The organism is Marivirga tractuosa, from assembly GCF_042140215.1.
GTDB classification, from domain to species: Bacteria; Bacteroidota; Bacteroidia; order Cytophagales; family Cyclobacteriaceae; genus Marivirga; species Marivirga tractuosa_A.
This window is the reverse complement of the sequence record NZ_CP159478.1, coordinates 1,217,329-1,240,681: the sequence shown is the minus strand read 5'-3', so window position 1 is coordinate 1,240,681 and position 23,353 is coordinate 1,217,329. Positions and strand designations below refer to the sequence as shown.

23 protein-coding genes and 1 pseudogene are annotated in these 23,353 nt (G+C 36.3%); 7 read left to right on the top strand and 17 right to left on the bottom strand.

The features are described 5' to 3' along the window. Positions 1-37 precede the first annotated feature (37 nt). From ABWH96_RS05650 to ABWH96_RS05630, 5 genes are all read left to right on the top strand, one after another. Positions 38-256 carry a hypothetical protein gene (locus ABWH96_RS05650; protein WP_375580517.1) on the top strand — a complete coding sequence of 73 codons (219 nt, stop codon included), beginning with the start codon at positions 38-40 and terminating at the stop codon, positions 254-256. A gap of 1 nt (position 257) precedes the next feature. Further along, positions 258-581: a type II toxin-antitoxin system PemK/MazF family toxin gene (locus tag ABWH96_RS05645; protein ID WP_375580516.1), complete on the top strand. Its 324-nt coding sequence runs from the start codon at positions 258-260 to the stop codon at positions 579-581. Positions 582-627: 46 nt separating this feature from the next. Further along, a complete protein-coding gene (locus tag ABWH96_RS05640) occupies positions 628-1,152 on the top strand; it encodes a glutathione peroxidase (RefSeq protein WP_375580515.1) in 525 nt (174 codons plus the stop codon). 2 nt (positions 1,153-1,154) lie between these two features. Continuing rightward, positions 1,155-2,051, top strand: coding sequence for a 1,4-dihydroxy-2-naphthoate polyprenyltransferase (locus ABWH96_RS05635; RefSeq protein WP_375580514.1), 897 nt, complete (start codon positions 1,155-1,157; stop codon positions 2,049-2,051). 82 nt (positions 2,052-2,133) lie between these two features. Further along, the gene (locus tag ABWH96_RS05630; protein WP_375580513.1) at positions 2,134-2,979 is read left to right on the top strand and encodes a universal stress protein; all 846 of its coding nucleotides are present in this window, start codon (positions 2,134-2,136) and stop codon (positions 2,977-2,979) included. Positions 2,980-3,063: 84 nt separating this feature from the next. Here ABWH96_RS05630 and ABWH96_RS05625 read toward each other — a convergent pair whose 3' ends face one another. From ABWH96_RS05625 to ABWH96_RS05615, 3 genes are read right to left on the bottom strand one after another with little or no spacing between them, the layout of a single operon-like run. Further along, positions 3,064-4,230, bottom strand: coding sequence for a DUF6268 family outer membrane beta-barrel protein (locus ABWH96_RS05625; protein WP_375580512.1), 1,167 nt, complete (start codon positions 4,228-4,230; stop codon positions 3,064-3,066). After that, entirely contained in the window at positions 4,203-4,667 is a 465-nt protein-coding gene (locus tag ABWH96_RS05620; protein ID WP_375580511.1) for a DUF2147 domain-containing protein, read from the bottom strand. Before ABWH96_RS05620 ends, ABWH96_RS05625 begins: the two co-directional genes overlap by 28 nt. Before the next feature lie 10 nt (positions 4,668-4,677). After that, a complete protein-coding gene (locus tag ABWH96_RS05615) occupies positions 4,678-5,181 on the bottom strand; it encodes a hypothetical protein (protein ID WP_375580510.1) in 504 nt (167 codons plus the stop codon). Positions 5,182-5,571: 390 nt separating this feature from the next. Between ABWH96_RS05615 and ABWH96_RS05610 the strand changes: the two genes are divergently transcribed. Continuing rightward, positions 5,572-6,324, top strand: coding sequence for a hypothetical protein (locus tag ABWH96_RS05610; protein WP_375580509.1), 753 nt, complete (start codon positions 5,572-5,574; stop codon positions 6,322-6,324). 164 nt (positions 6,325-6,488) lie between these two features. On the opposite strand, the gene ABWH96_RS05605 is transcribed toward ABWH96_RS05610, so the two are convergent. From ABWH96_RS05605 to ABWH96_RS05555, 11 genes and pseudogenes are all read right to left on the bottom strand, one after another. Next, a complete protein-coding gene (locus tag ABWH96_RS05605; protein WP_375580508.1) occupies positions 6,489-7,775 on the bottom strand; it encodes a hypothetical protein in 1,287 nt (428 codons plus the stop codon). A 176-nt stretch (positions 7,776-7,951) separates the two neighbouring features. Beyond that, positions 7,952-9,217 (bottom strand): threonine ammonia-lyase IlvA, encoded by a 1,266-nt coding sequence (ilvA, locus tag ABWH96_RS05600; RefSeq protein WP_375580507.1) that lies wholly within the window; start codon positions 9,215-9,217, stop codon positions 7,952-7,954. Between the two features lie 395 nt (positions 9,218-9,612). Beyond that, a complete protein-coding gene (gene ilvC / locus ABWH96_RS05595) occupies positions 9,613-10,659 on the bottom strand; it encodes a ketol-acid reductoisomerase (protein WP_375580506.1) in 1,047 nt (348 codons plus the stop codon). 143 nt (positions 10,660-10,802) lie between these two features. Beyond that, positions 10,803-11,336, bottom strand: a complete 534-nt coding sequence (ilvN, locus tag ABWH96_RS05590) for an acetolactate synthase small subunit (protein ID WP_375580505.1) — start codon at positions 11,334-11,336, stop codon at positions 10,803-10,805. Between the two features lie 230 nt (positions 11,337-11,566). Beyond that, complete coding sequence (gene ilvB / locus ABWH96_RS05585) at positions 11,567-13,300, bottom strand: biosynthetic-type acetolactate synthase large subunit (protein WP_375580504.1); 1,734 nt, start codon at positions 13,298-13,300, stop codon at positions 11,567-11,569. A 1-nt stretch (position 13,301) separates the two neighbouring features. Further along, positions 13,302-14,983 (bottom strand): annotated as a pseudogene (gene ilvD / locus ABWH96_RS05580) (dihydroxy-acid dehydratase). Beyond that, positions 14,983-15,873 carry a branched-chain amino acid transaminase gene (locus ABWH96_RS05575; protein ID WP_013453776.1) on the bottom strand — a complete coding sequence of 297 codons (891 nt, stop codon included), beginning with the start codon at positions 15,871-15,873 and terminating at the stop codon, positions 14,983-14,985. The pseudogene ilvD and the gene ABWH96_RS05575 overlap by 1 nt, the downstream one beginning before the upstream one ends. A 230-nt stretch (positions 15,874-16,103) precedes the next feature. After that, a complete protein-coding gene (gene leuB / locus ABWH96_RS05570; RefSeq protein ID WP_375580503.1) occupies positions 16,104-17,189 on the bottom strand; it encodes a 3-isopropylmalate dehydrogenase in 1,086 nt (361 codons plus the stop codon). Positions 17,190-17,474: 285 nt separating this feature from the next. Further along, positions 17,475-18,065, bottom strand: coding sequence for a 3-isopropylmalate dehydratase small subunit (gene leuD / locus ABWH96_RS05565; RefSeq protein WP_375580502.1), 591 nt, complete (start codon positions 18,063-18,065; stop codon positions 17,475-17,477). Between the two features lie 6 nt (positions 18,066-18,071). Continuing rightward, positions 18,072-19,475: a 3-isopropylmalate dehydratase large subunit gene (gene leuC, locus ABWH96_RS05560; RefSeq protein ID WP_375580501.1), complete on the bottom strand. Its 1,404-nt coding sequence runs from the start codon at positions 19,473-19,475 to the stop codon at positions 18,072-18,074. A gap of 15 nt (positions 19,476-19,490) precedes the next feature. Next, positions 19,491-20,651 (bottom strand): 2-isopropylmalate synthase, encoded by a 1,161-nt coding sequence (locus ABWH96_RS05555; protein WP_375580500.1) that lies wholly within the window; start codon positions 20,649-20,651, stop codon positions 19,491-19,493. A 156-nt stretch (positions 20,652-20,807) separates the two neighbouring features. Here ABWH96_RS05555 and ABWH96_RS05550 point away from each other — a divergent pair, with 156 nt between their 5' ends. Further along, positions 20,808-22,352 (top strand): hypothetical protein, encoded by a 1,545-nt coding sequence (locus ABWH96_RS05550; RefSeq protein ID WP_375580499.1) that lies wholly within the window; start codon positions 20,808-20,810, stop codon positions 22,350-22,352. A gap of 29 nt (positions 22,353-22,381) precedes the next feature. Here the strand turns inward: ABWH96_RS05550 and ABWH96_RS05545 are convergent, their stop codons facing one another. From ABWH96_RS05545 to ABWH96_RS05535, 3 genes are all read right to left on the bottom strand, one after another. Then, positions 22,382-22,552 carry a hypothetical protein gene (locus ABWH96_RS05545; RefSeq protein ID WP_375580498.1) on the bottom strand — a complete coding sequence of 57 codons (171 nt, stop codon included), beginning with the start codon at positions 22,550-22,552 and terminating at the stop codon, positions 22,382-22,384. Then, complete coding sequence (locus ABWH96_RS05540) at positions 22,542-23,063, bottom strand: hypothetical protein (protein ID WP_375580497.1); 522 nt, start codon at positions 23,061-23,063, stop codon at positions 22,542-22,544. Before ABWH96_RS05540 ends, ABWH96_RS05545 begins: the two co-directional genes overlap by 11 nt. Before the next feature lie 83 nt (positions 23,064-23,146). Next, positions 23,147-23,353: a hypothetical protein gene (locus tag ABWH96_RS05535; RefSeq protein WP_375580496.1), complete on the bottom strand. Its 207-nt coding sequence runs from the start codon at positions 23,351-23,353 to the stop codon at positions 23,147-23,149.

The following is a 23,353-nucleotide window of genomic DNA, read 5'->3' as shown; positions in this document are numbered from 1 at the left end:
ACTTTTTCGTATATTTTATAAAGTAATACTTAAGATTATGAAAGCTATAGAGTTTCAATCAAAAATAGAAAATGGAAAAATTAAAATTCCTGAAGAAAACTTAAAGGATTTTAATAGGTACATTGACAGTGACTTAAAAGTCATTGTATTGTGGGATGAGAGTTCAAAGAAAGATTCCTTTCAAGCAAATGTAGAGGAACAATTTCTGAAAGGTTATGATGATTCGGACGCTATTTATGATGAATTAAATAATTGAAATGGATTTTGAATTTGGTGATATAGTATTACTAAAGTTTCCATTCACAAATGGACTTAAAGCTAAAAAGAGACCCGCTTTAATAATTCAAGACTCTAAAGATGGAGATATAGTTGTTTGTCGGATCACTACCAAAATTTTAAATGATTCATTTTGCATTCCATTAGGAGATTATTGGCAAAAATTCGGACTCTTAAAAGCTTCAGAAATCAGAATTAATAAAATTGCCACTCTAGAAAAATCACTGGTTGACATAAAACTAGGGGAAATCAACGCTAACTTTAAAGAAAAAACAAAATTCCTAATTGAGAATTTGTGTGATTAAATATTGAGCCTAAATTCTTATCCCCTTTATCAAAACCTCTCCAACAATGAACATTCATCTCCAAATCCTGTTTCTTTTGCTGAATTTATCTATTTTCACAACTTCAAATGAAAACGAAAAAGCTATGAGCATATACGATTTTGAAATACAGTCTTTAGAGGGTGAAATTATTAATTTTGCCGATTTTAAAGGTAAGAATATATTAATTGTCAATACTGCTAGTGAGTGTGGCTATACACCTCAATATGCTGATTTACAAGAATTACATGAGAGTTTTGGCGATACAGTAACTGTTTTAGGTTTTCCAGCAAATAATTTTGGCGGACAAGAACCTGGTAGCGACCAACAAATTGCTCAGTTCTGCGAGAAAAACTATGGCGTTACTTTCCCCATGTTTTCTAAAATGGAAGTGGTAGGAAAAAATCAGCACCCTCTTTTCAAATTCTTAAAAGAAAAAACTGGCAAAGAGCCCACTTGGAATTTCTGTAAATATTTAGTTTCCAATGATGGAACGGAAATCAGTTTTTATCCATCGTCTGTAAACCCGGGTGAGATAGCCGAAAAATTATAAGCATGCTCAAAAATTGGTTAGAAGCTTTTAGGCTAAGAACATTGCCTTTGGCTTTATCATGTATTGGAATGGGTAGTTTTTTGGCTGCTTTTTATGGTGATTTCAGCTTATCAGTCTGTATTTTAAGTTTGACCACTACCCTATTTCTGCAAATCCTTTCCAACTTAGCGAACGATTACGGTGATAGCGTTCACGGAGCCGACAGCGCAGAAAGGGAAGGCCCTCAACGCAGTGTGCAAAGAGGCAGTATTTCTTCTAAAGCCATGTTCAATTCCATTATCGTTTTTGCTATCTTATCTTTTGTAAGTGGTATTTTACTTTTACATTTTTCAGTTGGGATTGGCAGCACTGCTTTTTATGTTTTTCTAGGCCTGGGTCTAGCTGCTATTGCGGCAGCTATTGCTTATACCAATGGAAAAAGACCATATGGATACAGTGGATTGGGCGATATTTCAGTTTTTATTTTTTTCGGTCTAGTTGGCGTTTGCGGTACCTATTTTCTACATGCTGGAAGTCTGGAGCCCTTAATTTTATTACCTGCTGCTAGCTGTGGATTGTTTGCCACAGGGGTTTTGAATATCAATAACATTAGGGATATCAAATCAGATAAGGCTGCAGGAAAAAATAGTATCCCAGTTAGAATTGGCAAACGAAAGGCTAAAATTTATCATGCTACCATTATCATCACTGCTTTATTAGCATCAGTTGTTTTTTTAATCTTAACAAAAAATTACAGAACTATCTTATATCTAGTTCTTTGTTATTTCTTTTTCGGGAAGCATTTAGTAAATATGTTTAAAGCAGAAAATTCAAAAGAATTTGATCCACAGTTGAAAATTTTAGCTTTATTAACTTTATTGTTTGTAGTCTTATTTGGTATTTCGATTCTAGACCTTTAAAACATATTTTATAGTACTTTCCCCATCATTTTAGCATAAGATTCGTATATTTAATTGAACAATAATCGAAAACTATATCACTATGAAAAAAATATTGGTTCCAACCGACTTTTCAGACCAAGCTAAATATGCATTAAAATTAGCTGTAGAAATTGCAAAAAAAACAGATTCAGAATTAATCCTATTGCACGTAGTGGAAATTCCAGGTCAAACTTCATTCAATACCATGGGAGAAGCTACTAATATTGATGGAATGGAAGGTGTTTTTGTTATGAAAATGATTGAACAAGGCAAGAAAAAATTGAAGGAACTTAGAAATGATGACCTTCTGGAAGATGTCAAACTTAATACCGAATTAAAAGCAGGAAATACTTATTATAATATTGCTAGTATCATCAATGAATATGAGCCTGAACTGGTAATAATGGGGACAAGTGGCAGTAGTGGAGTTGATGAAATATTAATTGGTTCTAATGCTGAAAAAGTAGTTAGAAATGCTAAATGCCCTGTACTAACACTAAAAGAGGAAATCAGCTTAGCTAATATTGACAATATAGTATTTGCTACTTCTCTGAAAAATGATGATAATGAATTGGCAGCAAAAATTAAGGAAATTGCTCATTTCTCATACGCTAAAATTCATCTATTGAAAGTGAATACACCAAACAACTTTGAGTCTTCTTCCACTACATATAAACGAATGGATGAGTATATGAAAAACAATGGTTTGGAGGCTGAAAAACACATTCACAATGGCATTAATGAAGAAGAAGGAATACTTGAATTCGCTAAAGAAAATAAAATTGATTTGATAGCTATGGGAACCCACGGTAGAAAAGGTTTAATGCATTTATTAAGCGGAAGTATAGCCGAAGATGTTGTAAACCACTCCAAAAGACCAGTGCTTACTTTAAAAATTGATGACTAAAGTCTATAGAAATAATTTAAAAAGGCTTGAAATTGAAATTTTCAAGCCTTTTTAATACTACAATATCTATTTTCAAATTTTAATCTAAGGACTTACAAAACTGATAGAGAAGTTAAAGTAAGGTGCAGGTCCTAATGAATTTCTCATAGAAAAAGGTGCATCTCCCAAAATTCCAAAAACTCTTAAGGTCTCATCACCATTATCTAAGTAATCCGCATCATAAGAATAATCTATTCTGACTCCTGCTTGAACTGACCACCAGAAAAATCCTACTAATCTCCTTTGGTATTCTAATCTTGCCTTGATCTCCCCTCTTCGAATTTCGAAACTACTTATTTGACCAGCAGTTGGATTAGACAAACCACCTATTCGATAACTTGCTCCTTCCAATTCAAATCCTGCTAAAAGTAGATTGGTTTGATTGATGCTATAGCGATAAAATGCTCTTGCAGGTAAAAGCGCCTCAATACCCCATTTCTTATTAGGAGATGTATAGTTATACAAGATAATCGGAACATAATTAGGAGCTCCTACCCTGTAGGTTCTACTCAAACCAACAGCCCATTGCAATCGGTCATGTGGACGCTTACCAAACAAAGCAGCTGCTGAATATCTTAAATATTGATCTCCTAAATTACTTAAATCATAATCACCACTCACATCTGCTTGTGCTTGCAAAAGCATAAATGTTGTTTCATTAAATGGTTTGTATAAAGTAGTGAAAAGGCCAGTAGTGTGTAGAGATCTTCCATCTAATTGCTCTTTCAAGCCACCCTCTAAAAGGTCATCCTCGTTGAATCGGTATGCTGATTGCATATAATTAAATCCCATTTGCCAAATAAAAGAGTTAGTAGATATCACTGGAATATTAGCATTAATTCTTAAACCTCCAGTATAGCCTACCCTGTCAGTTTGGGCTAAATTATCATCTATTGCTTCTTCTCTATCTTGATCAAAAGGGAATGCATCTTTATCGATTGTTGAAAATCGAACATCATAGGGGAGTTGTTGTTCATAACCGATCGTCACAAACTTAGCAGGGCTCAAGCCTACGATTTTAGCATTTGCATATGATTTAGTTTGACCACCAACATATTCCACCTCCCCGTAAGCATCCCAATCAATTTCTTCATCTTCTGCTTCCTCTTGTGAGTAAGCATTTGAAATAGAAAGCAGTAAGAAAAATAGAGCTAAAATTGAAGTAATGGCTGTTTTCATACCACTCATTTTTTCAATATTAATCGTTTCCATACATCCGAACGCCCAAAAGTCTTCACTCCAATGTATCCACGAATATCCAGTGTGTTCTCATCCTCTAATTTTATCACACAACTGTAGGTACTTCCATTTTCTGGATCATATATTGTTCCTTCAGCCCATTCTCCATCTCCCATATACTGAAAATCTTTAAGCATTCTGTAACCTCTAAAAGGAGCAGAATGCATGGATTCATCAGGATTATTTTTGTCGAGTTTTGGCTCTCCTGTTTCAGGGTCATTGGGTTCTTTAAGCCAAACAATTCTGCCATAATATTTATCAGCAATTTTGTCTATTTTGATTCTAGCCTTCCCATGACTTGGCTCCCATATTCCAATTAAAGCATCTCCATCTTTTGCATCTTGGGCCTGAACTGATTCAGTAATGTAAAGTGCTGCTATGGTTAATAAAAATATAATTAACTTCTTCATCTGTTTTTCTTTATTGTTTAACTTCTAATTCAAATCCTATTGTAGTTTTGATTGAAAAGCCGTTTGAAGGCTCAGTATTAAGATTCACATCAGCCACAAATGTAATTTCGTCTTGTTTTAATAGATCAACTAAGTTTTCTTGCTCCTCTGCGATTGACATTTCAAAAGATTTACTATCTCCAGGAACTGGATTAAGAACACCGACCCTTTGCATGCTTGCACCTGAAGCTGCCAATTGCATAATGATGTCTGTAATAACATCTGATTGAGAGGGTTCTACCATTTCTACATTGATAGAAGTTACCTTTGCATTCTTGATTTTATTAAGGTCAACAGCCTTCAAATCAACCTTCCAAATACCAGTGACAGTATTTGAACCTTCCATTGGGTATTCTTCTAGCATCTCAACGCTAGTAGAGCTTATGGTTTTGGTCTCAGTTTCTCCACATGAAACCAGAAGGAATAATACCAAAACCAAACTTAGATTAATCAACTTCTTCATATATAATTTCATCACTCACTATTAGATATACTATAATTTTATAAAATGGGAAATTATACAATAATGTTTTACTATATGGATTTTTACAATATTAAATTTTGTTATGATATACATAATAAAATATTATAATATCAGTATTCTACATCAACCTAAGGTTATTATTGAAGGCAAAATTATTGTACAAAATAACATCGATAAAACGATTGACAATAATGAAGGGTGCTATGCAAAACTATAAGTGCCAGTTTTAATTGAACTAAAACAAAAGAGATTCCAATGCCTCCAATAGATAAAAAATCAAAACCCATTTACTCATGTATTAAAAACTATTCAACAAATACATAATATATCTTCTGACTTTTAGTTTAGCAATGAGTATTTCTGTAAATCCTTCATTTAAAAATGAAATCGACCTTTTGCTTACTAATTTCTTTTTTAACTATCCAAACAGCTTTCACTCAAAGCATAACAGGTATAATTCAATCATCGACTGATGGCTTAAGCATTGAGGGCGCTCATATTGTCAATATCAGTCAAAATAAAATGGCAATTTCTTCAGAACTTGGGAATTTTAAAATAGAGAGCGAAGTAGGTGACACTTTGATAGTGAGTAATATTAATTATATCACCAAGCAGTTTATCGTGAAAACAAAAAACCGGATCTCGATTCTCTTAAAACCTAACCTAATTCAGCTTGAAGAAGTGATCGTAAGCAACCTGCCTAAAACTGCGAATGATTTCCGTAAAAAATTGATCGCAATGCCTATGCAGGATGACGGTAAAAATTTACCCTATGGCATGAAACCCGCAAAGCCAAGGTCTGAAATCCCTCCTCTTTACAACCGAAGTCTGAATAGTGGTTTAGGATATGTGATAACAAACCCATTAAAAAGCATCACAAGAAAATTGAGCAGTGAATTTGAAGAAAAAGTAAAGTATTATGCTCTTAAAGCTGATGAAGATGACAAAATCATAAGAGATAAAAAATTTAATAGATCATTAGTAGCCTCTTTAACTCAACTGGAGAGTGATGAATTAACAGACTTTATCCATTTCCTGGATTTAGCGGATTCATTTATTGCTAGGGCTTCAGCATATGAAATTGCTGAGAGAATTAAGGAAGAGTTTGAAAAATATGAAAAGTTGGTTGAATAAGAAAAATAATATCAACCATGAAAATCGAAAGTGAAAGTTTCGATTTTCATGGTAAAATATTCTCGTAGTCAGTCTAAACCACCAAATACTGTTTGTCATTAAAGCAAAAATCCTTAAAGCCAAGGAAATTGATGTTTTGCAAACCTAATTCCAATTTCAAAAAACTACTTTACCGAAAAGCTAATATTTCCTGCTGGCTTTAATTGATATTTCCTGTCATCAGAATAAATTAATAATTGATATGTTCCCTGAGATAAAGTTGGCTTTTCTAACTTAATTCCAAAATTTACACCTGAGCTTGTTTCGTAATCAGTAGCACTTAGCGAATTATACCATAAGGTATCATTCTGTGTAGTTACAATTGCATAGTTCAAAAATTGCGTTCTGTAATATACATTAGTTTCCACATTCATATATTCTTGTGCTTCATCAACAATTCTAAATTTACCTTCAACAAATTCTAAATAATTATGAGAGTTATCAAAATTCAAATAACCGCTTTCTTTTGGAAGTACCATTTCAAATTTATCACCATCACTAAACGGAATAGTAGTAGGCATAACCATACCAATCTCCCCTGGCCAATCAAAACCTTTTCTTGCAGGATAACCTCCAACTTTAGCTTCAGAGAAGCTATTTAACTTGTTTGTATGCTCGCCTGTAATCAACATAAATGAACCAGGGGCGTATAATTGATCCACAGGTAGTGTATAACTGTTATACATCTTCATGCTGTCAGTTTTTAATATTAAATTTGCTTTAACGTCAGTTAAATTATTATAGGTACTTCCTGTATTATCCCCTTCCCAACCAAAGCATAAAAAAACGGGGCCGTTTCTACGACTCGTTTCCAACTTAATAGAATCATCACTAATGATGGTCACTTCAGGTCTGCTATAATAATATAATATTTTACCATTCGGATCCTCCACTTCACGAAACTGAATAATGTCTATTGAATAATTACTTTTTAATTTAAAATTATCTAATACAATATAGGAGGGCTCTTTATCATTAAATTCATAGCGAGAAACTGATCTAATTTCAGGTGCTAAAATTTCAAAAAACATACCTGTTTTTTCTTCCTGATAAAAAGTTCCGTTTTTTGGATCATCAATTTCTCTACCTAAAATCAACTCCACTCTTTTACCCAATAAGATGGATGTTTCTGGTATGTATAATAGCAACTCATCTTCTTGTAAATCATGATTTTGATCATAAGTACTTGCTATGCTCTTAAAACCAGCACTTATAGTTTCACCGTTTTCAATTTCAAGAAATACTTTGTTAACCTCATGAAGATTTTCTCCTTTGAGGAGAATACTGTCACCTACTATAAAACTCTTTTTATCATCGGGTAATTCCTCAACATTAATTACTATTTCTTCTTCTTTGCACCCTAAAGAAAATAAAATCAAAACAGAAAATACTATATAAAATAATTTGTTCATAAGTCTAAAATATTATTCAAAGGGACAAAAGTATAAAATTTAAACTTTTTTAACCCCTTTAAATAGTAATATTGAAGCTAGTAAAATTTAAGGTTTGTTTATCAGAGGTTTAAAGACCTTTTCTTCATTCATTTTATTCAATATCGATCAAAAATATTAAAAACTAAGTCTGAAAACTAAACCACCAAATCCAACAGATACTGCTTGTCATTTAAGTAATCCCCATAGAAGCCTAGCTGCTTCATGTTCTTTAATAGTTGAGGGAAATCAGCTGAATTTTTTAATTCAATCCCAACCACAGCCGAACCCGTTTCTCTGGAATTCTTTTTGGTATATTCAAAATGGCTAATATCATCATCGGGACCTAACACCTCCACTACAAATTGCTTAAGTGCTCCAGCTCTTTGAGGAAATTGTACCACAAAATAGTGCTTTAAACCTTTATAAAGTAAAGCCCTTTCTTTAATCTCTTCGGTTCTGGTAATGTCATTATTGCTTCCGCTCAGCACACAAACCACATTTTTGCCTTTGATTTCCTCTGCATATTGTTCCAATGCTGAAATGGATAATGCCCCAGCTGGCTCAGCTACTATCGCATCTTTATTATACAATTGCAAAATCACATCGCAGACTTTCCCTTCCTCCACGGTGATGACTTCAGTCAAATTCTGTCGGCAGATTTCAAAATTCAAATCTCCCACTTTTTTGACTGCTGCCCCATCCACAAATTTTTCTATACGCTTCAGGACAGTATTCTCCCCTTTTTCTATAGAAGTTTTCATGGCTGGTGCACCTGCTGGTTCTACTCCAATGATTTTCGTTTGCGGTGAAAGTGCCTTAAAAACACTGCTCACCCCGGCTGATAATCCACCCCCGCCAACAGGCAAAAAGAGATAATCAATTGGGTTCTCTGCTTGTTGCAAAATTTCTAGACCGACCGTTCCCTGTCCTTCGATCACTTTAGGATCATCAAAAGGATGAATAAATACAGCCCCAGATTTTTCCTGATATTCCTGTGCGGCATGAAAAGCATCATCGAAAGTATCACCCACCAATTCTATCTCCACGAAATCCTCTCCGAACATTTCAACCTGAGCAATTTTCTGCTTTGGAGTGGGTGCGGGCATGAAAATCCTGCCTTTCACTTCCAATTTTTTACACGAAAAAGCCACGCCCTGTGCATGATTCCCTGCACTAGCGCATACAATCCCTTTATCCAATTCTGTACGACTAAGACTACTAATCTTATTATAAGACCCTCTGATTTTATAGGATCTTACAGGTTGTAAGTCTTCCCTTTTGAATTGAACATTAGCTCCGAATTCCTTTGATAAACTCAAATTTGGAGTCAAGGGAGTTAAAAGTGCCACGCCTTTCAATTTTTGCGCGGCACTTTGTATGGCTTCTATTTTTGGATAGTATACTTTTAGGGTTTTCGACATTTTTCTGATATAAATTGCTAAATGAACTAATATTTACTTTTTTTATTAATTGATACATTCTCCATCAAGCTGGGTGGCTTTTACTTTTTATTTCTCCGAGAATAGCGAATAGATAGATTTTAAAAAAAAACTGTAAAACACTAATAGGTTAATCTGTAATCCAGTTATTAACACCTCTATTAATCTTATTTTTCTTTTGTCTTGAAACAAAAGAAACAAAAATTCAAGGCTGTATTCATTTCTTAACGCTATTTTCACTTTATAATTGGGAAACAAAAAAACTCCCTGCGGTCAAACAGTTTATGTTTCTAATCCAATTATAAAGTGAAAATAGCTAAAATGAATAAGGCCGATCCCAAACATCAGACATATTCAAATATTTGCAATTCAAATTATTATGCATTTTCCGGTCTTAACTTTCTAACTGCAGCCCCAGCTTGCCACATTTCAGAATTTTTCAATTCATCCAATTCTTTTTCTAATTCCACTCTGTAATCAGCTTTTTCGTTGGCAGTGATGGTCAGTTTTGCTTCGTTTCCAGTCTCAACCGAATCGTATAATTCTTCAAAAATCGGTTTTACAGCATCTCGGAATTTTTTCCACCAATCCAATGCGCCACGTTGAGCAGTTGTGGAGCAATTGGCATACATCCAGTCCATACCATTTTCAGCCACCAATGGATATAAAGATTGCGTGGCTTCCTCCACAGTTTCGTTAAAAGCTTCTGATGGAGAATGTCCTTTCTTGCGCAATAAATCATATTGTGCTGCAAATAATCCTTGGATTGCGCCCATCAAACTGCCTCTTTCCCCAGTCAAATCACTATAAACTTCTTTTTGAAAATTGGTTTGAAATAAATAACCTGAGCCTACGCCAATTCCTAAGGCCACACATCTTTCCCAGGCTTTTCCAGTTGCATCTTGATGGATAGCAAAACTGGAATTCAAACCTCTTCCCTCTACAAATAATCTTCTTAAGCTGGTACCTGATCCTTTTGGAGCTACCAAGATTACATCCACATCTTTTGGTGGAACTATACCTGTTTGATCTTTATACGTTACTCCAAAACCGTGAGAAAAATACAAAGCTTTACCAGGTGTCAAATGCTTTTTCACCATTTCCCATTGTGCGATTTGTCCTGCATCAGATAATAAATATTGTATAATTGTGCCTTTTTCAGCCGCTTCTTCCAGTTCGAAAAGCGTTTTTCCGGGCTCCCAGCCATCAGAGACAGCTTTATCCCAGCTTTTAGAACCTTTCCTTTGTCCAACAATCACATTAAAGCCATTGTCTTTCAGATTCAGTGCCTGACCAGGCCCTTGCACACCATAGCCCAGAACCGCTATAGTTTCATCTTTTAATACTTCCTGTGCTTTCGCCAAAGGAAATTCTTGTCGTGTTACGACTTCTTCTTCTACTGTTCCAAATTTTAGTTTTGCCATTATTTTAGATTTTAGAGTCTAGATTTTAGAATCTAGACGGGTTATATTTCTGATTTACATTAATTGCGATTATCTCCTTGTGAGCCGTTTCTGGTCTGACATTGGTCTTACCTAATTGTTAATTATTAATTACTAATTATTAATTATAATCGAGAGGCTTCCTCCACTTCAGTGAAATACTCCTGAAATTCTTTCATTGGTTTGGAAATGGAAATCCTACCTGAGCGAACAAATTCCAAAATACCATGAGGTTTCAGCTGTTCGAAAAGCTCTTGTGTTTCTTCCTTGAAGCCTGTTTTTTCAATGATGGTGAAATCTGGTTCCACAGCCAGCAAACGAGCATGGTGCTTTCGAACGATGTATTCTACTTCCTTCGTCTGCGATAATAACTTAGTAGGCATTTTATATAAAGCCATTTCCTGATAAACTATACCATCATTTTTATGATAAAAAGCTTTGAAAACGTCCACTTGCTTTTCAATCTGCTTCACGATTTTCTTGATTTTATCTTCCGTTGAGCTTACCACTATCGTATAGCGATGAATATCTTTCACCTCGCTTTCAGAAGCGGTTATACTCTCAATATTGATATGCCTGCGAGTGAAAATAGTAGTCACTCTGTGCAGAATACCTATCAGGTTTTCGGTGTATATTGATATGGTGAATTGTTCTTTCATTTTGTTTCATTTTTTAACTTTTCTGCTCATTTGCGAAAACGCATCATTCTATTTAGCAAGTTGACAGTTGACAATAAATAGCCTTTGGCTATTTCAGTTGACAAAATTTTCTCAACATGCTTTTTAAGTCTATAAACTTCACACTTTGCTATCCCCTTTTGTCAACTGTTTCTTGTCAATTGTCTACTGCATGAATATCTTCGGTAATGACCTAAGTGCCATCAAATGGCTTACTCCAGTCTAATCTCGGACACCGAAGCTCCTGTCGGAATCATAGGAAAAATATTATTCTCTTTTCCGACCATTACTTCTAACAGATAGCTTCCTTCATGAGATAAAAACCTATGAATGCTATCTTCCAATTTCTCTCTTTCTGATACTTTCTCTGACTCAATCCCGTATCCTTTTGCAATCATTTGAAAATCGGGATTGACCATGTCCACCGAGGAATAGCGCTTTTTGAAAAACATATCTTGCCACTGCCTTACCATTCCGAGGTATTCATTATTCAAAAGCAGAATTTTTACATCCACTTTAGTTTCGAAAATCACACCCAGTTCTTGTATGGTCATTTGAAATCCACCATCTCCAATCACAGCAATTACTTGTCTGTGAGGAGCTGCGAATTTTGCTCCTATAGCCGCTGGAAGGGCGAATCCCATAGTTCCCAAACCGCCTGAGGTTACATTACTTTTCCAATTGGCATATTCATAATATCTTTGAGCTACCATCTGATGCTGTCCTACATCGGTCACAATAATCGCATTACCTCTTGAAATATTGGAAATATGCTTAATCACCTCACCCATACTCATTGGCTCATCTGCTCGAGGATTTAATTCATCTTTAATTACTTTCTCTTCTTCCTGAGCATTCAGTTCATTAAATCGAGTCAGCCATTCATTATGCTGGTTTTCATTGACCATATCCAAAAGTGCTTTTAATGACTCTTTACAGTTTCCCAAAACGGGCACATCTGCCTCCACATTTTTATTAATTTCGGCCGGGTCTATTTCCAAATGGATGACCTTGGCTTGCTTTGCATATCGGCCAACATCACCTGTTACCCTATCATCGAAGCGCATCCCTATGGCTATCAATACATCACATTCATTGGTCAAAATATTGGGCGCATAGTTTCCATGCATGCCCAACATGCCTACATTCAAAGGATGTGAAGTCGGCAATGCAGATAATCCCATGATAGTCCAGGCTGCAGGGATTCCTGTTTTCTCTACAAAATCTTGAAATTCTTCTTTTGCATTGGATAAAAGCACTCCATGCCCGAAAAGAATCAAAGGCTTCTTAGCTGAATTGATTAATGAGGCTGCTTGATCTAATGCTTTTTCACTTAATTTAGGATTCGGCACATAGCTTCTGATTTGATCACAAGCTTGGTAATCTTCAAATTCAGCTTTTTCAAATTGAGCATCTTTAGTAATATCCAGCAAAACAGGTCCAGGTTTTCCGCTTTTGGCTATATAAAATGCTTTTGCCACAGCTGCAGGGATATCTTCAGCTTTAGTAACTTGAATATTCCATTTAGTTACCGCCATCGACATACTGACAATATCGGTTTCCTGAAAAGCATCCGATCCAATCATTTTGCCCGGTACCTGCCCTGTTATGCAAACCATAGGAGTTGAATCCAGCTGAGCATCTGCCAAACCAGTTATCAGATTTGTGGCTCCCGGACCAGAAGTAGCCAAACAAACGCCCACTTTACCTGAAACTCTGGCAAAACCTTGAGCTGCATGAGTTGCCCCTTGCTCGTGGCGAGTCATGATGTGTTTTATTTTATCCTTTTGGTCAAATAAAGCATCATAAACCGGCATAATTGCCCCACCGGGATAACCGAAAAGTGTTTCCACTCCTTCACGGATAAGGCAGTTTACCAAGGCGGCTGCACCACTCATGGTCGTTTTCGCTTTAGGTCTCTTTGATTTAGTGGCTACTTCTTCCATACTATAAATCCGTTATGCATCCTAATGATGCTGATGATACCAATTTGCTGTACTTCTTTAAGCTTCCGCTTACATTTCTGGCAGGCTTTGTTGGAGTTATGGCTTTACGCATTTCCCATTCTTTTTCTTCAATTAATAGACTTATGGAATTTTCTATTGCATCAATTCTAATTCGGTCTCCATTCTCTACATAAGCTAAGGGGCCATTGTCAAAAGCTTCGGGTGAAATATGTCCCACTACAAAACCATGAGTTCCTCCTGAGAATCTTCCATCTGTAATGAGTGCTACCTTCTTGCCTAAACCTGCTCCCATAATGGCTGCAGTAGGTTTTAACATTTCTGGCATTCCAGGTTGCGCCTTTTGCAACCTTCGTAACGAATAACCACAACATCTCCTTCTTTTATTTCGCCCCTGGCAATGCCATCATTAGCTAAAAATTCGCCATCATAAACCCTTGCAGTTCCTTCGAATATTTCTCCTTCTTTTCCTGTGATTTTGGCAACTGATCCTTCAGGTGCTAAATTTCCTTTCAGAATTCGCAAGTGACCAGAACTTTTGATGGGGTTTTTCACCGAATGAATAATGTCTTGCTTTTCACCCAGAGCAGGAACATTTTCATAATTCTCAGCTAAAGTTTTGCCTGTTACAGTCATACAATCACCATTTAGCAATCCTTCCTTCAGCATCATTTTCATGACTGCAGGAATCCCTCCATTTTTATGTAGATCTTCCATTAAATACTTTCCAGAAGGTTTTAAATCAGCCAGATAAGGAGTTTCGGCACTGATTCGAGCGAAATCTCCCAATGTTAAATCGATTTCAAAAGCATTGGCTACTGCCAACAAATGTAAGACCGCATTGGTAGATCCGCCCAAAACTGTAATCAACCGTATGGCGTTTTCAAATGATTTTTTAGTGACTATATCCCTTGGTTTCAGATCATTCTCAATCAATTTTTTAACCGCTAAGCCAGCTTCAGCACATTCTTTTCTCTTCTCCTCACTTTGAGCAGGATTTGATGCCCCATATGGCAAGCATAATCCTAAAGCTTCAATGGCAGAAGCCATCGTATTGGCAGTGTACATTCCTCCACACGCTCCAGGACCTGGGCATGCATTTGCCACTACTCCCTTAAAATCTTCTTCAGAAATAGTGTTGGCTTGCTTCTTACCTAAAGCTTCAAAAGCAGAAACCACATCCAGTTTTTCACCATTATGGCAACCCGGGGCAATGGTTCCTCCATAGATAATCATTGAAGGCCTATTCAGCCTACCCATTGCCAACAGTGCTCCAGGCATATTTTTATCGCATCCGGTAATGGCAATCATGGCATCATAAGCTTGTGCATTCACCACCGTTTCCATGGAATCGGCTATGATATCGCGGGAGGGTAATGAATAGCGCATTCCGTTGGTACCCATGGAAATGCCATCGCTAACCCCAATGGTATTGAAAATCAAACCCACCCACTCATATGATTTAATGCTTTTCTTGACCTCTACAGCCAAATCATTCAAATGCATATTGCAGGGATTGCCCTCAAAACCAGTGCTAGCAATGCCTATTTGTGGTTTCTCCAAATCCTTATCGGACAAACCAATGGCATGCAACATGGCTTGAGCGGCAGGTTGTGTAGGATCTTGTGTAACTGCTTTACTATATGGATTTAATTCCTTCGCCATTATATGATGGTTTGATTTTGTAAATCGTTGAATAATACTTTCTGTCGGTAGATGTGGTAAATGCTCTGTCCTATGGAATCTTCCCAGCTTAAAGGGAAAACAGTATCATTTACTTGCGCAATAGGGGCGATTTCAGCAGCAGTTCCGGTAAAGAAAGCCGCATCCGCTTCCAATAATTGAGCTTTAGAAATTGGCTTCTCTGTCACCTTGATTCCGTGCTCTTTGCAGATTTCCAAAACAGTTTGACGAGTAATTCCCGGCAAAATATTACCTCTTGAAGGTGTATATAACTCCCCGTTTTTCTCAATAAAGATATTAGCACCCGAACCCTCAGATACATGCTGTGTGTAATCCAATAAAATGGCTTCATCATAACCCAATTTCTTAGCTTCAGTGGTTGCCAAAATTGAATTGGTATAATGCCCCACTACTTTAGCTTCCACATGTTGAGAGGCAGGATGGATACGCTGATATGATGAAATCTTAGCCTTGATAGGATCATGACCCAAATACTTTTCCCATTTCCAAGCACAGATAAATACATTTACTTCATCAGTAGGTTGCAAAGCCATGTTAGCACCCAAATAAACCAATGGACGGATGTAAGCATCCGTCAAATTATTTCTATCCAGCAATTCATAGCTTATGCTCACTAATTCTTCTACTGAATATGGGATTTTAATGTGCATTAAATCAGCAGATTTGTGTAAACGCTCATAATGCTCATGGGCTTTGAAAATATTGAATCCCACATCATTTTTATAGGCACGAATCCCTTCAAATACACCATTTCCGTAATGCAATGTTTGTCCGTACAAGCTTGTTTGGGCATCTTCGGCATACTGCCAATCGCCATTAAGAAATACCAGAGTTTTGTTGTTGTAATACATAATCAAAAAAGTCAGTTTGAATTTGGACAAAAAAAAGCGCCACTTCTGATGAAGTGGCGCTTTTAAAAATTTTTATATAGTTATAGCACTACCACATCAGGCAAGTCATTGGAATAATGACAATAATAATTGCTGATACTATGGTAATGCTTGTTTTGTACATGTCTTATATTTAATTACAAATGTAGAATCAATCAATTGAATAAACCAAACTATTTTATTCATTTTTTTCATACGGATTCTGTTTTATACTGATTTACAATACTTTGACTAATAAAGTCACCAACCTCAGAGGTGCTTTTTCCTTCATCAGGAAAAATATCTTCCGTACCATATCCAATGTTAAGTGCAGAATTAACAGCATCTTTTATAATTTGACATTCTTCTTTTAAATCAAAAGCATATTCCAACAGCATGGCAGCTGAAAGTATTGCACCTATTGGATTTGCAATTCCTTTGCCTGCAGCTTGAGGATAAGAACCATGAATTGGCTCAAATAAACTGCTTTTCAATCCTAATGAAGCGGAAGGCAATAAACCTAAAGAACCAGAAATCACAGAGGCTTCATCCGTGATGATGTCCCCAAACATATTTTCAGTAAGCACTACATCAAAATCTTTCGGATTCTGAATGATTTTCATGGCAGCATTGTCCACAAACATAAAATCCAGTTCTACCTCCGGATATTGGCTTGATAAATCTTTCACCGTTTCCCTCCAAAGACGAGAAGTTGCTAAAACATTTGCCTTATCCACCAATGTGAGTTTCTTTCTTCTATTCATCGCAGCCTTAAATGCGAGATGAGCTATTCTTTCAATTTCGGATTTGGAATAAACACAACTGTCAAAAGCGGTATTTCCATCTTCGGACCTGCCTCTTGGTTCACCAAAATAAATCCCGCCTGTCAATTCCCTGAAAACCACAAAATCAGTTCCTTTAATGATGTTTTCTTTTAAAGGAGAAATAGGCAATAGTGCATCATAACTACTTACTGGACGTACATTGGCAAAAAGCCCTAAGTTTTTGCGCATTTTCAATAGCCCTTGCTCTGGGCGAACCTTTGCGTTGGGGTCATTGTCATATTTTGGATCACCAATAGCACCAAATAAAATGGCATCGGCTGATTTACAGCTCTCTTCTGTTGCTTCCGGAAAAGGGTTTCCAGTGGCATCAATTGCGGCTGCTCCAATCAGAGCATCGTTGTATTGAAATTGATAACCAAAAGTTTCAGCTATGGCATCCAAGGCTTTCACTGCCTCAGCTGTTACTTCAGGACCAATTCCGTCTCCGGCTAATATTGCTATGTTTTTGTTCATGTTTTGTTCTTTTTAAGCTAGTGCAAAATTTGACATAACGGTCAGACGCTTCTGCCAAAAAGCATTTTTACTCAAATAAATAACCTTACCTATGTCAAACTAGAATAAGCGTCAGACCGTAATCAACCTCTATTTTAATCTCAAAACGGTCAGACGCCTCTGTTATAAAATTAATTCTCAAAATGAGATTTTATAGTTATAAAATACCCTCTCGACTATAATCAAACTATGCGTCAGACCATAAATAACCATTGCAATGTTTAAAGGCTAAGCGTCAGACCGTGTTCAGACTGCTAATGATTGCTCGTAAGCTTCGATTTCATTCTTTTTATTCAAGAGAAAATCTATATCGTCAAAGCCATTTTGAAGGCAATATTTTTTATAAGAATTGATTTCAAAGCTTTCCGATAAAGCCGAACCAACCAAGCTGATTTCTTGCTCATTTAAATCAATTTGCAATTTGGCTTCAGGCCTTCTCTTTAATATTTCAAACACCTGAGCTAAGAAATCATCCGTTACCTGAACTGGCAAAAGACCATTATTCAGTGCATTGTTTTTGAAGATGTCTGCAAAAAAGCTAGAAACTACTGCTTTAAACCCATAATCGACCAAAGCCCAGGCAGCATGTTCGCGGCTAGATCCGCAACCGAAATTTCTCCCTGCCACCAGAATTTCTCCCTGATTTCCTTCCTGATTCAATACAAATTCAAGATTGGGCGATCCATCTTCTAAATACCGCCAGTCACGGAAGAGGTTCTCACCGAACCCCTCCCGGCTGACGGATTTCAGGAAACGAGCGGGTATAATCTGATCGGTATCCACATCCTCAAAAGGAAGCAATACAGCCTGACTATTTAATGTGTTAAACTTTTCCATAATATCTTATGCTTCTACTTTCATTAATTCCCTCACATCAGAAATTTTGCCAGAAAGTGCAGACGCTGCTGCAGTTAATGGACTCGCCAATAAGGTTCTGGCACCTTGTCCTTGCCTTCCTTCAAAATTTCTATTAGATGTGCTCACACAATATTTTCCTTTGGGCACTTTATCCTCATTCATGCCTAAGCATGCCGAACAACCCGGTTGTCTTAATTCGAAACCAGCTGCCTCCAATATTTTATCCAAGCCTTCTGCTCTAGCTTGTTTTTCTACTTGTCTGGAGCCCGGTACAATCATAGCTTGTACATGATCAGCTTTTTTCTTGCCCTTTACTAATTCAGCTACCAAACGCAAATCTTCAATTCGGCTGTTGGTGCAACTACCAATGAAAACATAATCCACATGGTGACCTAGTAATTGTTTTCCACCTTCCAAATCCATGTATTTCAATGATTTCTCAAGGCCTGAAGCGGTTTTTCCGTTGGGAAGAGGTATATCTTTTGTAATTCCAATCCCCATTCCTGGATTTGTGCCATAAGTAATCATCGGCTCAATTTCTTCCGCATTGAAATAATATTCCAAATCAAACTGAGCATCATCATCAGTTTTTAAAGCCTTCCATTCCTCCACTTTTCTATTCCATTTTTCACCGTTTGGGGTGAATGGCTTTGATTCAAGATATTCAAAAGTGGTTTCATCAGGAGCAATTAATCCTCCTCTAGCTCCCATTTCAATGCTCATGTTGCAGATTGTCATACGGGCTTCCATGGATAAACTTTCAATAGTGGAGCCGCAGAATTCAATAAAATGACCTGTTCCACCCGCTGCCGTAAGCTTTGAGATGATATGCAAAACAATATCCTTAGAAACTACTCCAGGATTTAGCTCTCCATCCACTTGAATTTTTAATGTTTTAGGCTTTTTCTGTAACACACATTGAGTAGCCATTACTTGTTCTACTTCACTGGTCCCGATTCCGAAAGCTATATTTCCGAAAGCACCATGAGTAGAAGTATGACTATCCCCACAAACTATGGTCATGCCCGGTTGTGTAATGCCCAATTCAGGGCCTATCACATGCACTATCCCTTGGTAAGGATGACCTAAACCGTATAACTCCACCCCGAATTCATCACAATTTTTAATTAATGTTTCTACCTGATGGCGGGAAAGCGCATCTTTAATAGGTAAATGCTGATTTTCTGTTGGGACATTGTGATCGGCAGTAGCAATGGTTTGTTCTGGTCTGAAAACAGGAATTCCCCTTGCTTTCAAGCCAGAAAAAGCCTGCGGACTGGTCACTTCATGGATGAAATGCCTATCTATATATAGAACCTGCGGACCATCCTCAACTGAATGAACCACATGTTTATCCCAAATTTTATCAAATAATGTTTTTGCTGACATTGCTTTAGCTGAAATTTACTTTACTACTACTTCATGGTTTTTCACCAAATACTTTAAATCTTTATCCTCCACTATATTAATGCGGTCTGCCATCTCTAAAAATTCCTGATATGTTTCTTCCAATTCCTCTTTTCCTAAATGAACACCTAATTCGATCAATCTAAAATTCAAGGCAGCTCTTCCACTTCTTGCAGTTAAAATGATGCTTGATTTATTGACTCCAACCTCATAAGGATCAATGATTTCGTAATTATCTCTGTTCTTGATCACCCCATCCTGATGGATGCCTGATGAATGAGAAAAGGCATTGGAACCTACTACAGCTTTATTAGCTTGAACAGGCATGCACATTGTGTTCGAAACCATTTGGCTTATCGGGAAAAGAAGTTGTGTATTTATTCCTGTTTCGAAGGCAAGTTCGGGGTGCTTTTTTATCACCATGACGACTTCCTCTAAAGAAGTATTTCCAGCTCGCTCCCCAATTCCATTGATGGTACATTCAATCTGTCCTGCTCCATTTTTAATGGCGGCTATGCTATTGGCGGTTGCCAATCCCAAATCATTATGACAATGAGCGGAAATGGTGGCATTTTCAATACCCTTTACATTATCTACTAGATATTTGATTTTAGCCCCATATTCTTCAGGCAAGCAAAAGCCTGTTGTATCGGGAATATTGACCACTTTTGCACCAGCAGCCACGGCAACTTCAATCACTTGAGCTAAAAATTCATTGGAAGTTCTTCCTGCATCTTCAGCATAAAATTCCACTTCATCCACAAAAGAACGGGCATGTGTAACACATTCATGCGCTTTTTCCAATACTTGCTCTCTGGTAAAATTTAATTTTGTGAAAACATGCTGGTCGGAAGTCCCTAAACCTGTATGAATTCTTGGTCTTACTGCTCCTTCTAATGCTCTTGCGGCAGTTTCAATGTCATTTTTCACCGCACGGGAAAGGGCACAAATTGATGAATTTTTGATTTCTTTGGATAAAAGACGAACTGATTCAAAATCCCCAGGTGAAGATATGGGAAAACCAGATTCAATCACATCTACACCTAAAGCTTCAAGCTCCTTAGCAATCTTAAGCTTTTCATTCTTGCTCAAGCCGCAACCGGGCACTTGCTCTCCGTCTCTTAAAGTGGTATCAAAAATTGCTATCCTACGTGCCATACATCAATTTTTTGTGGTTTAAATATTTTGAAGTAACTAATGTAGGAGGATGAAATAGCGCATGTAATGCCAAATATTTTTGTATTTACGATTTCTATTGTTCACATTTATATTCAAATGACGATATAATCAATTATAAATAGATTATTAATTACGATGTCTAAGCAATCATCTGACCATTTATTTGATTTAATAAAATCGCTAACCAAAAGTGAAAAGCGCTATTTCCGCTTGCTTTCACAGCAGCAGAATGAGAGCAAATCCAAATACATGCAGCTTTTTGATTTTCTGGAACAAAAAGAAAATTATTCAACAACTGATTTGGAGGAGATTACTTTTATAAAAACCAGTCAGATTTCAAATATGAAAGCGCATTTAATGCAAAAGATATTGCAGGCATTAAGACAATTTGAAAGTGCAAAAAATAGTGAGATCCATATTCGTGAGATGATCGATTATGTGCAGTTATTGTATAATCGAGGGCTTTTTCGTCAGGCTTTTGATATCTTAAAAAAAGCTTACAAAAAAGTAGCCAAAACTGGAAACTTGGAATTAAAGCTGGAGCTTTTGAAATGGGAGAAAAACCTATTGAACCAAAGTGTGGGCAGTCAATACAGTCAAAATGTTCAGAGAGTAATTTCAGAAGTGGAAGATGCCAATAGTAAAATTAATCTGATCAATCAGTTCACTAATCTGGCAGTAAAACTAAATGCTATTTATGTCAAAACTGGCTATATAAGGAATGATGAGCATTTAAAGGAAGTGCAGAATTTATTCTATGAGGGATTACCGCAGCACGAGGAAGACGCATTATCCATACATGAAAAATTAAGTCTTTATAGACTCTATGTCAACTACTACTATTTCTTAGAGGATATGGAAGTGGGCTATCAATATGCACTGAAATGGCTGCAACTTTATGACCAACATCCTGATTTAAAAAATAGTCAGTTAAATGATTATTTAAGTGCAGTAAATCAGGTGATGATAGCTGAATATAAATTATTCTATTACCAGAATTTCCTTAAATCACGACAACGACTACATGATTTGAATGAACAGATGCAAAACTCTGTCAATGAAAATATCCGTAACAGACTAATTAAATATGTGTATGTGCATGAGTTCAACAGGATATTCATGCTGGGAAAATTTAATCTGGGAGTAAAGCTATTAAAAAGACTAAGCCCGGATTTGGAAGCTTTTATTCAGCGTTCGGATGAGCATTCACGAATTATCTTATTTTATAAAATAGCTTGTCTATATTTTGGAGATAGTCAATACCATAAAGCATTGGAGTGGCTCAACCGTGTTCAGCAGGATGAAAAGACAGATTTAAGAGAAGACATTCATTCCTTTGCCAGAATTTTGAGTCTGATAGCTCATTATGAATTGGGCAATATGGAAGTGATAGATTACTATATTCGTTCCACTTATCGCTTTCTCTTGAAGAAAGGAGAAATGCATTTATTTCAGAGATACATTTTAAGATTTTTGAGAAAATTAGCTGGAGAATTTAGAGAAGAAGAGTTGATCCCTGAATTTAAAAAATTGTTAAATAATCTTGAGCCATTACAAGATATCAGATACGAAAAAAGGTCATTTATTTACTTTGATATTATCGCCTGGCTGGAAAGTAAAATTATGGGAAAAAGTGTTCAGAACAGGATACAGGAACGGGCTAGGGTGAAGATGAGGTGAGATTATTTGCACTGGCAGCAACCTAAACTTCACTTTACTTTATCCTTTGATTTTTTGCTTTTAGCAATCAGTTTCCTTTGCCTCTCTATTTTTTGATTAGCAAAGTATTTTTTCAAATCTAGTTCTTCTTGCGAAGTGAGTTCTTCTCCGCCTAAAAAATCAATATTTAGCTCTTTTTTAGATTTAATTTTATTCATCATGGAAATATCTATTTATCAGCTTTATAGCTGTTTTAGTTTCAATTATCATAACTCTTCCACCAAAATGCAAGGCTCCCAATGTTTTAACGTAATGGTTGATTAATTGGGTTTTAGAAATGAAAGAAATATTACCCTCATGTCCGCGTTGAAATGAAACTTTACAAGTAAATGCCACCAAGTTTCCCGCAACACCCAAATACATTTTATCTTTCCCTTTATTAAAAGGAGCATTTTCTATCAAATGTAAAAACACATGATCTTCTTTCATTTCCAAGCTAACTAATCCTTGAATAATAGAGGGATTGTTAACAATTGTAAGTTTGTAAATCTCTCTTTGTTTCTGCGAAAATTCTGCCTTCCAATCAAAAAGCCAACCATTTTTCTTTGTAATATTTTTTAGATCATTTGTGGAAATGAGAGTGATATCAGTTGGGAAACTATCACCCGTAACGCTGTTTTCAATGGAACGGGTAAGTTTATCTATTTCAATATCTATTCCTTTTTCTTTCATTGCTTCTTGTAAAGCAATTTAGGAAATTTCGAGAGGATTCTAAGAGATAAAAGCTCTATATTTAAAATTTCTAATGTTATTTCTCACTCAAACTCATAAAAGTGCTTTTCAAAAGTTTTTCCACTATGTTCTCCATCTTTTAGGACTTTATAAACCATCCAAATAAGAGCTACTGGTAGAATTCCAAACAATCCAGCTACAATTGGATATGGAAAATTAAATCCTACTGCCACCACATAGAAAAAGGCTATAAATGTTACTAGGCTTATGGGAAATATCAGTTTGTCCAT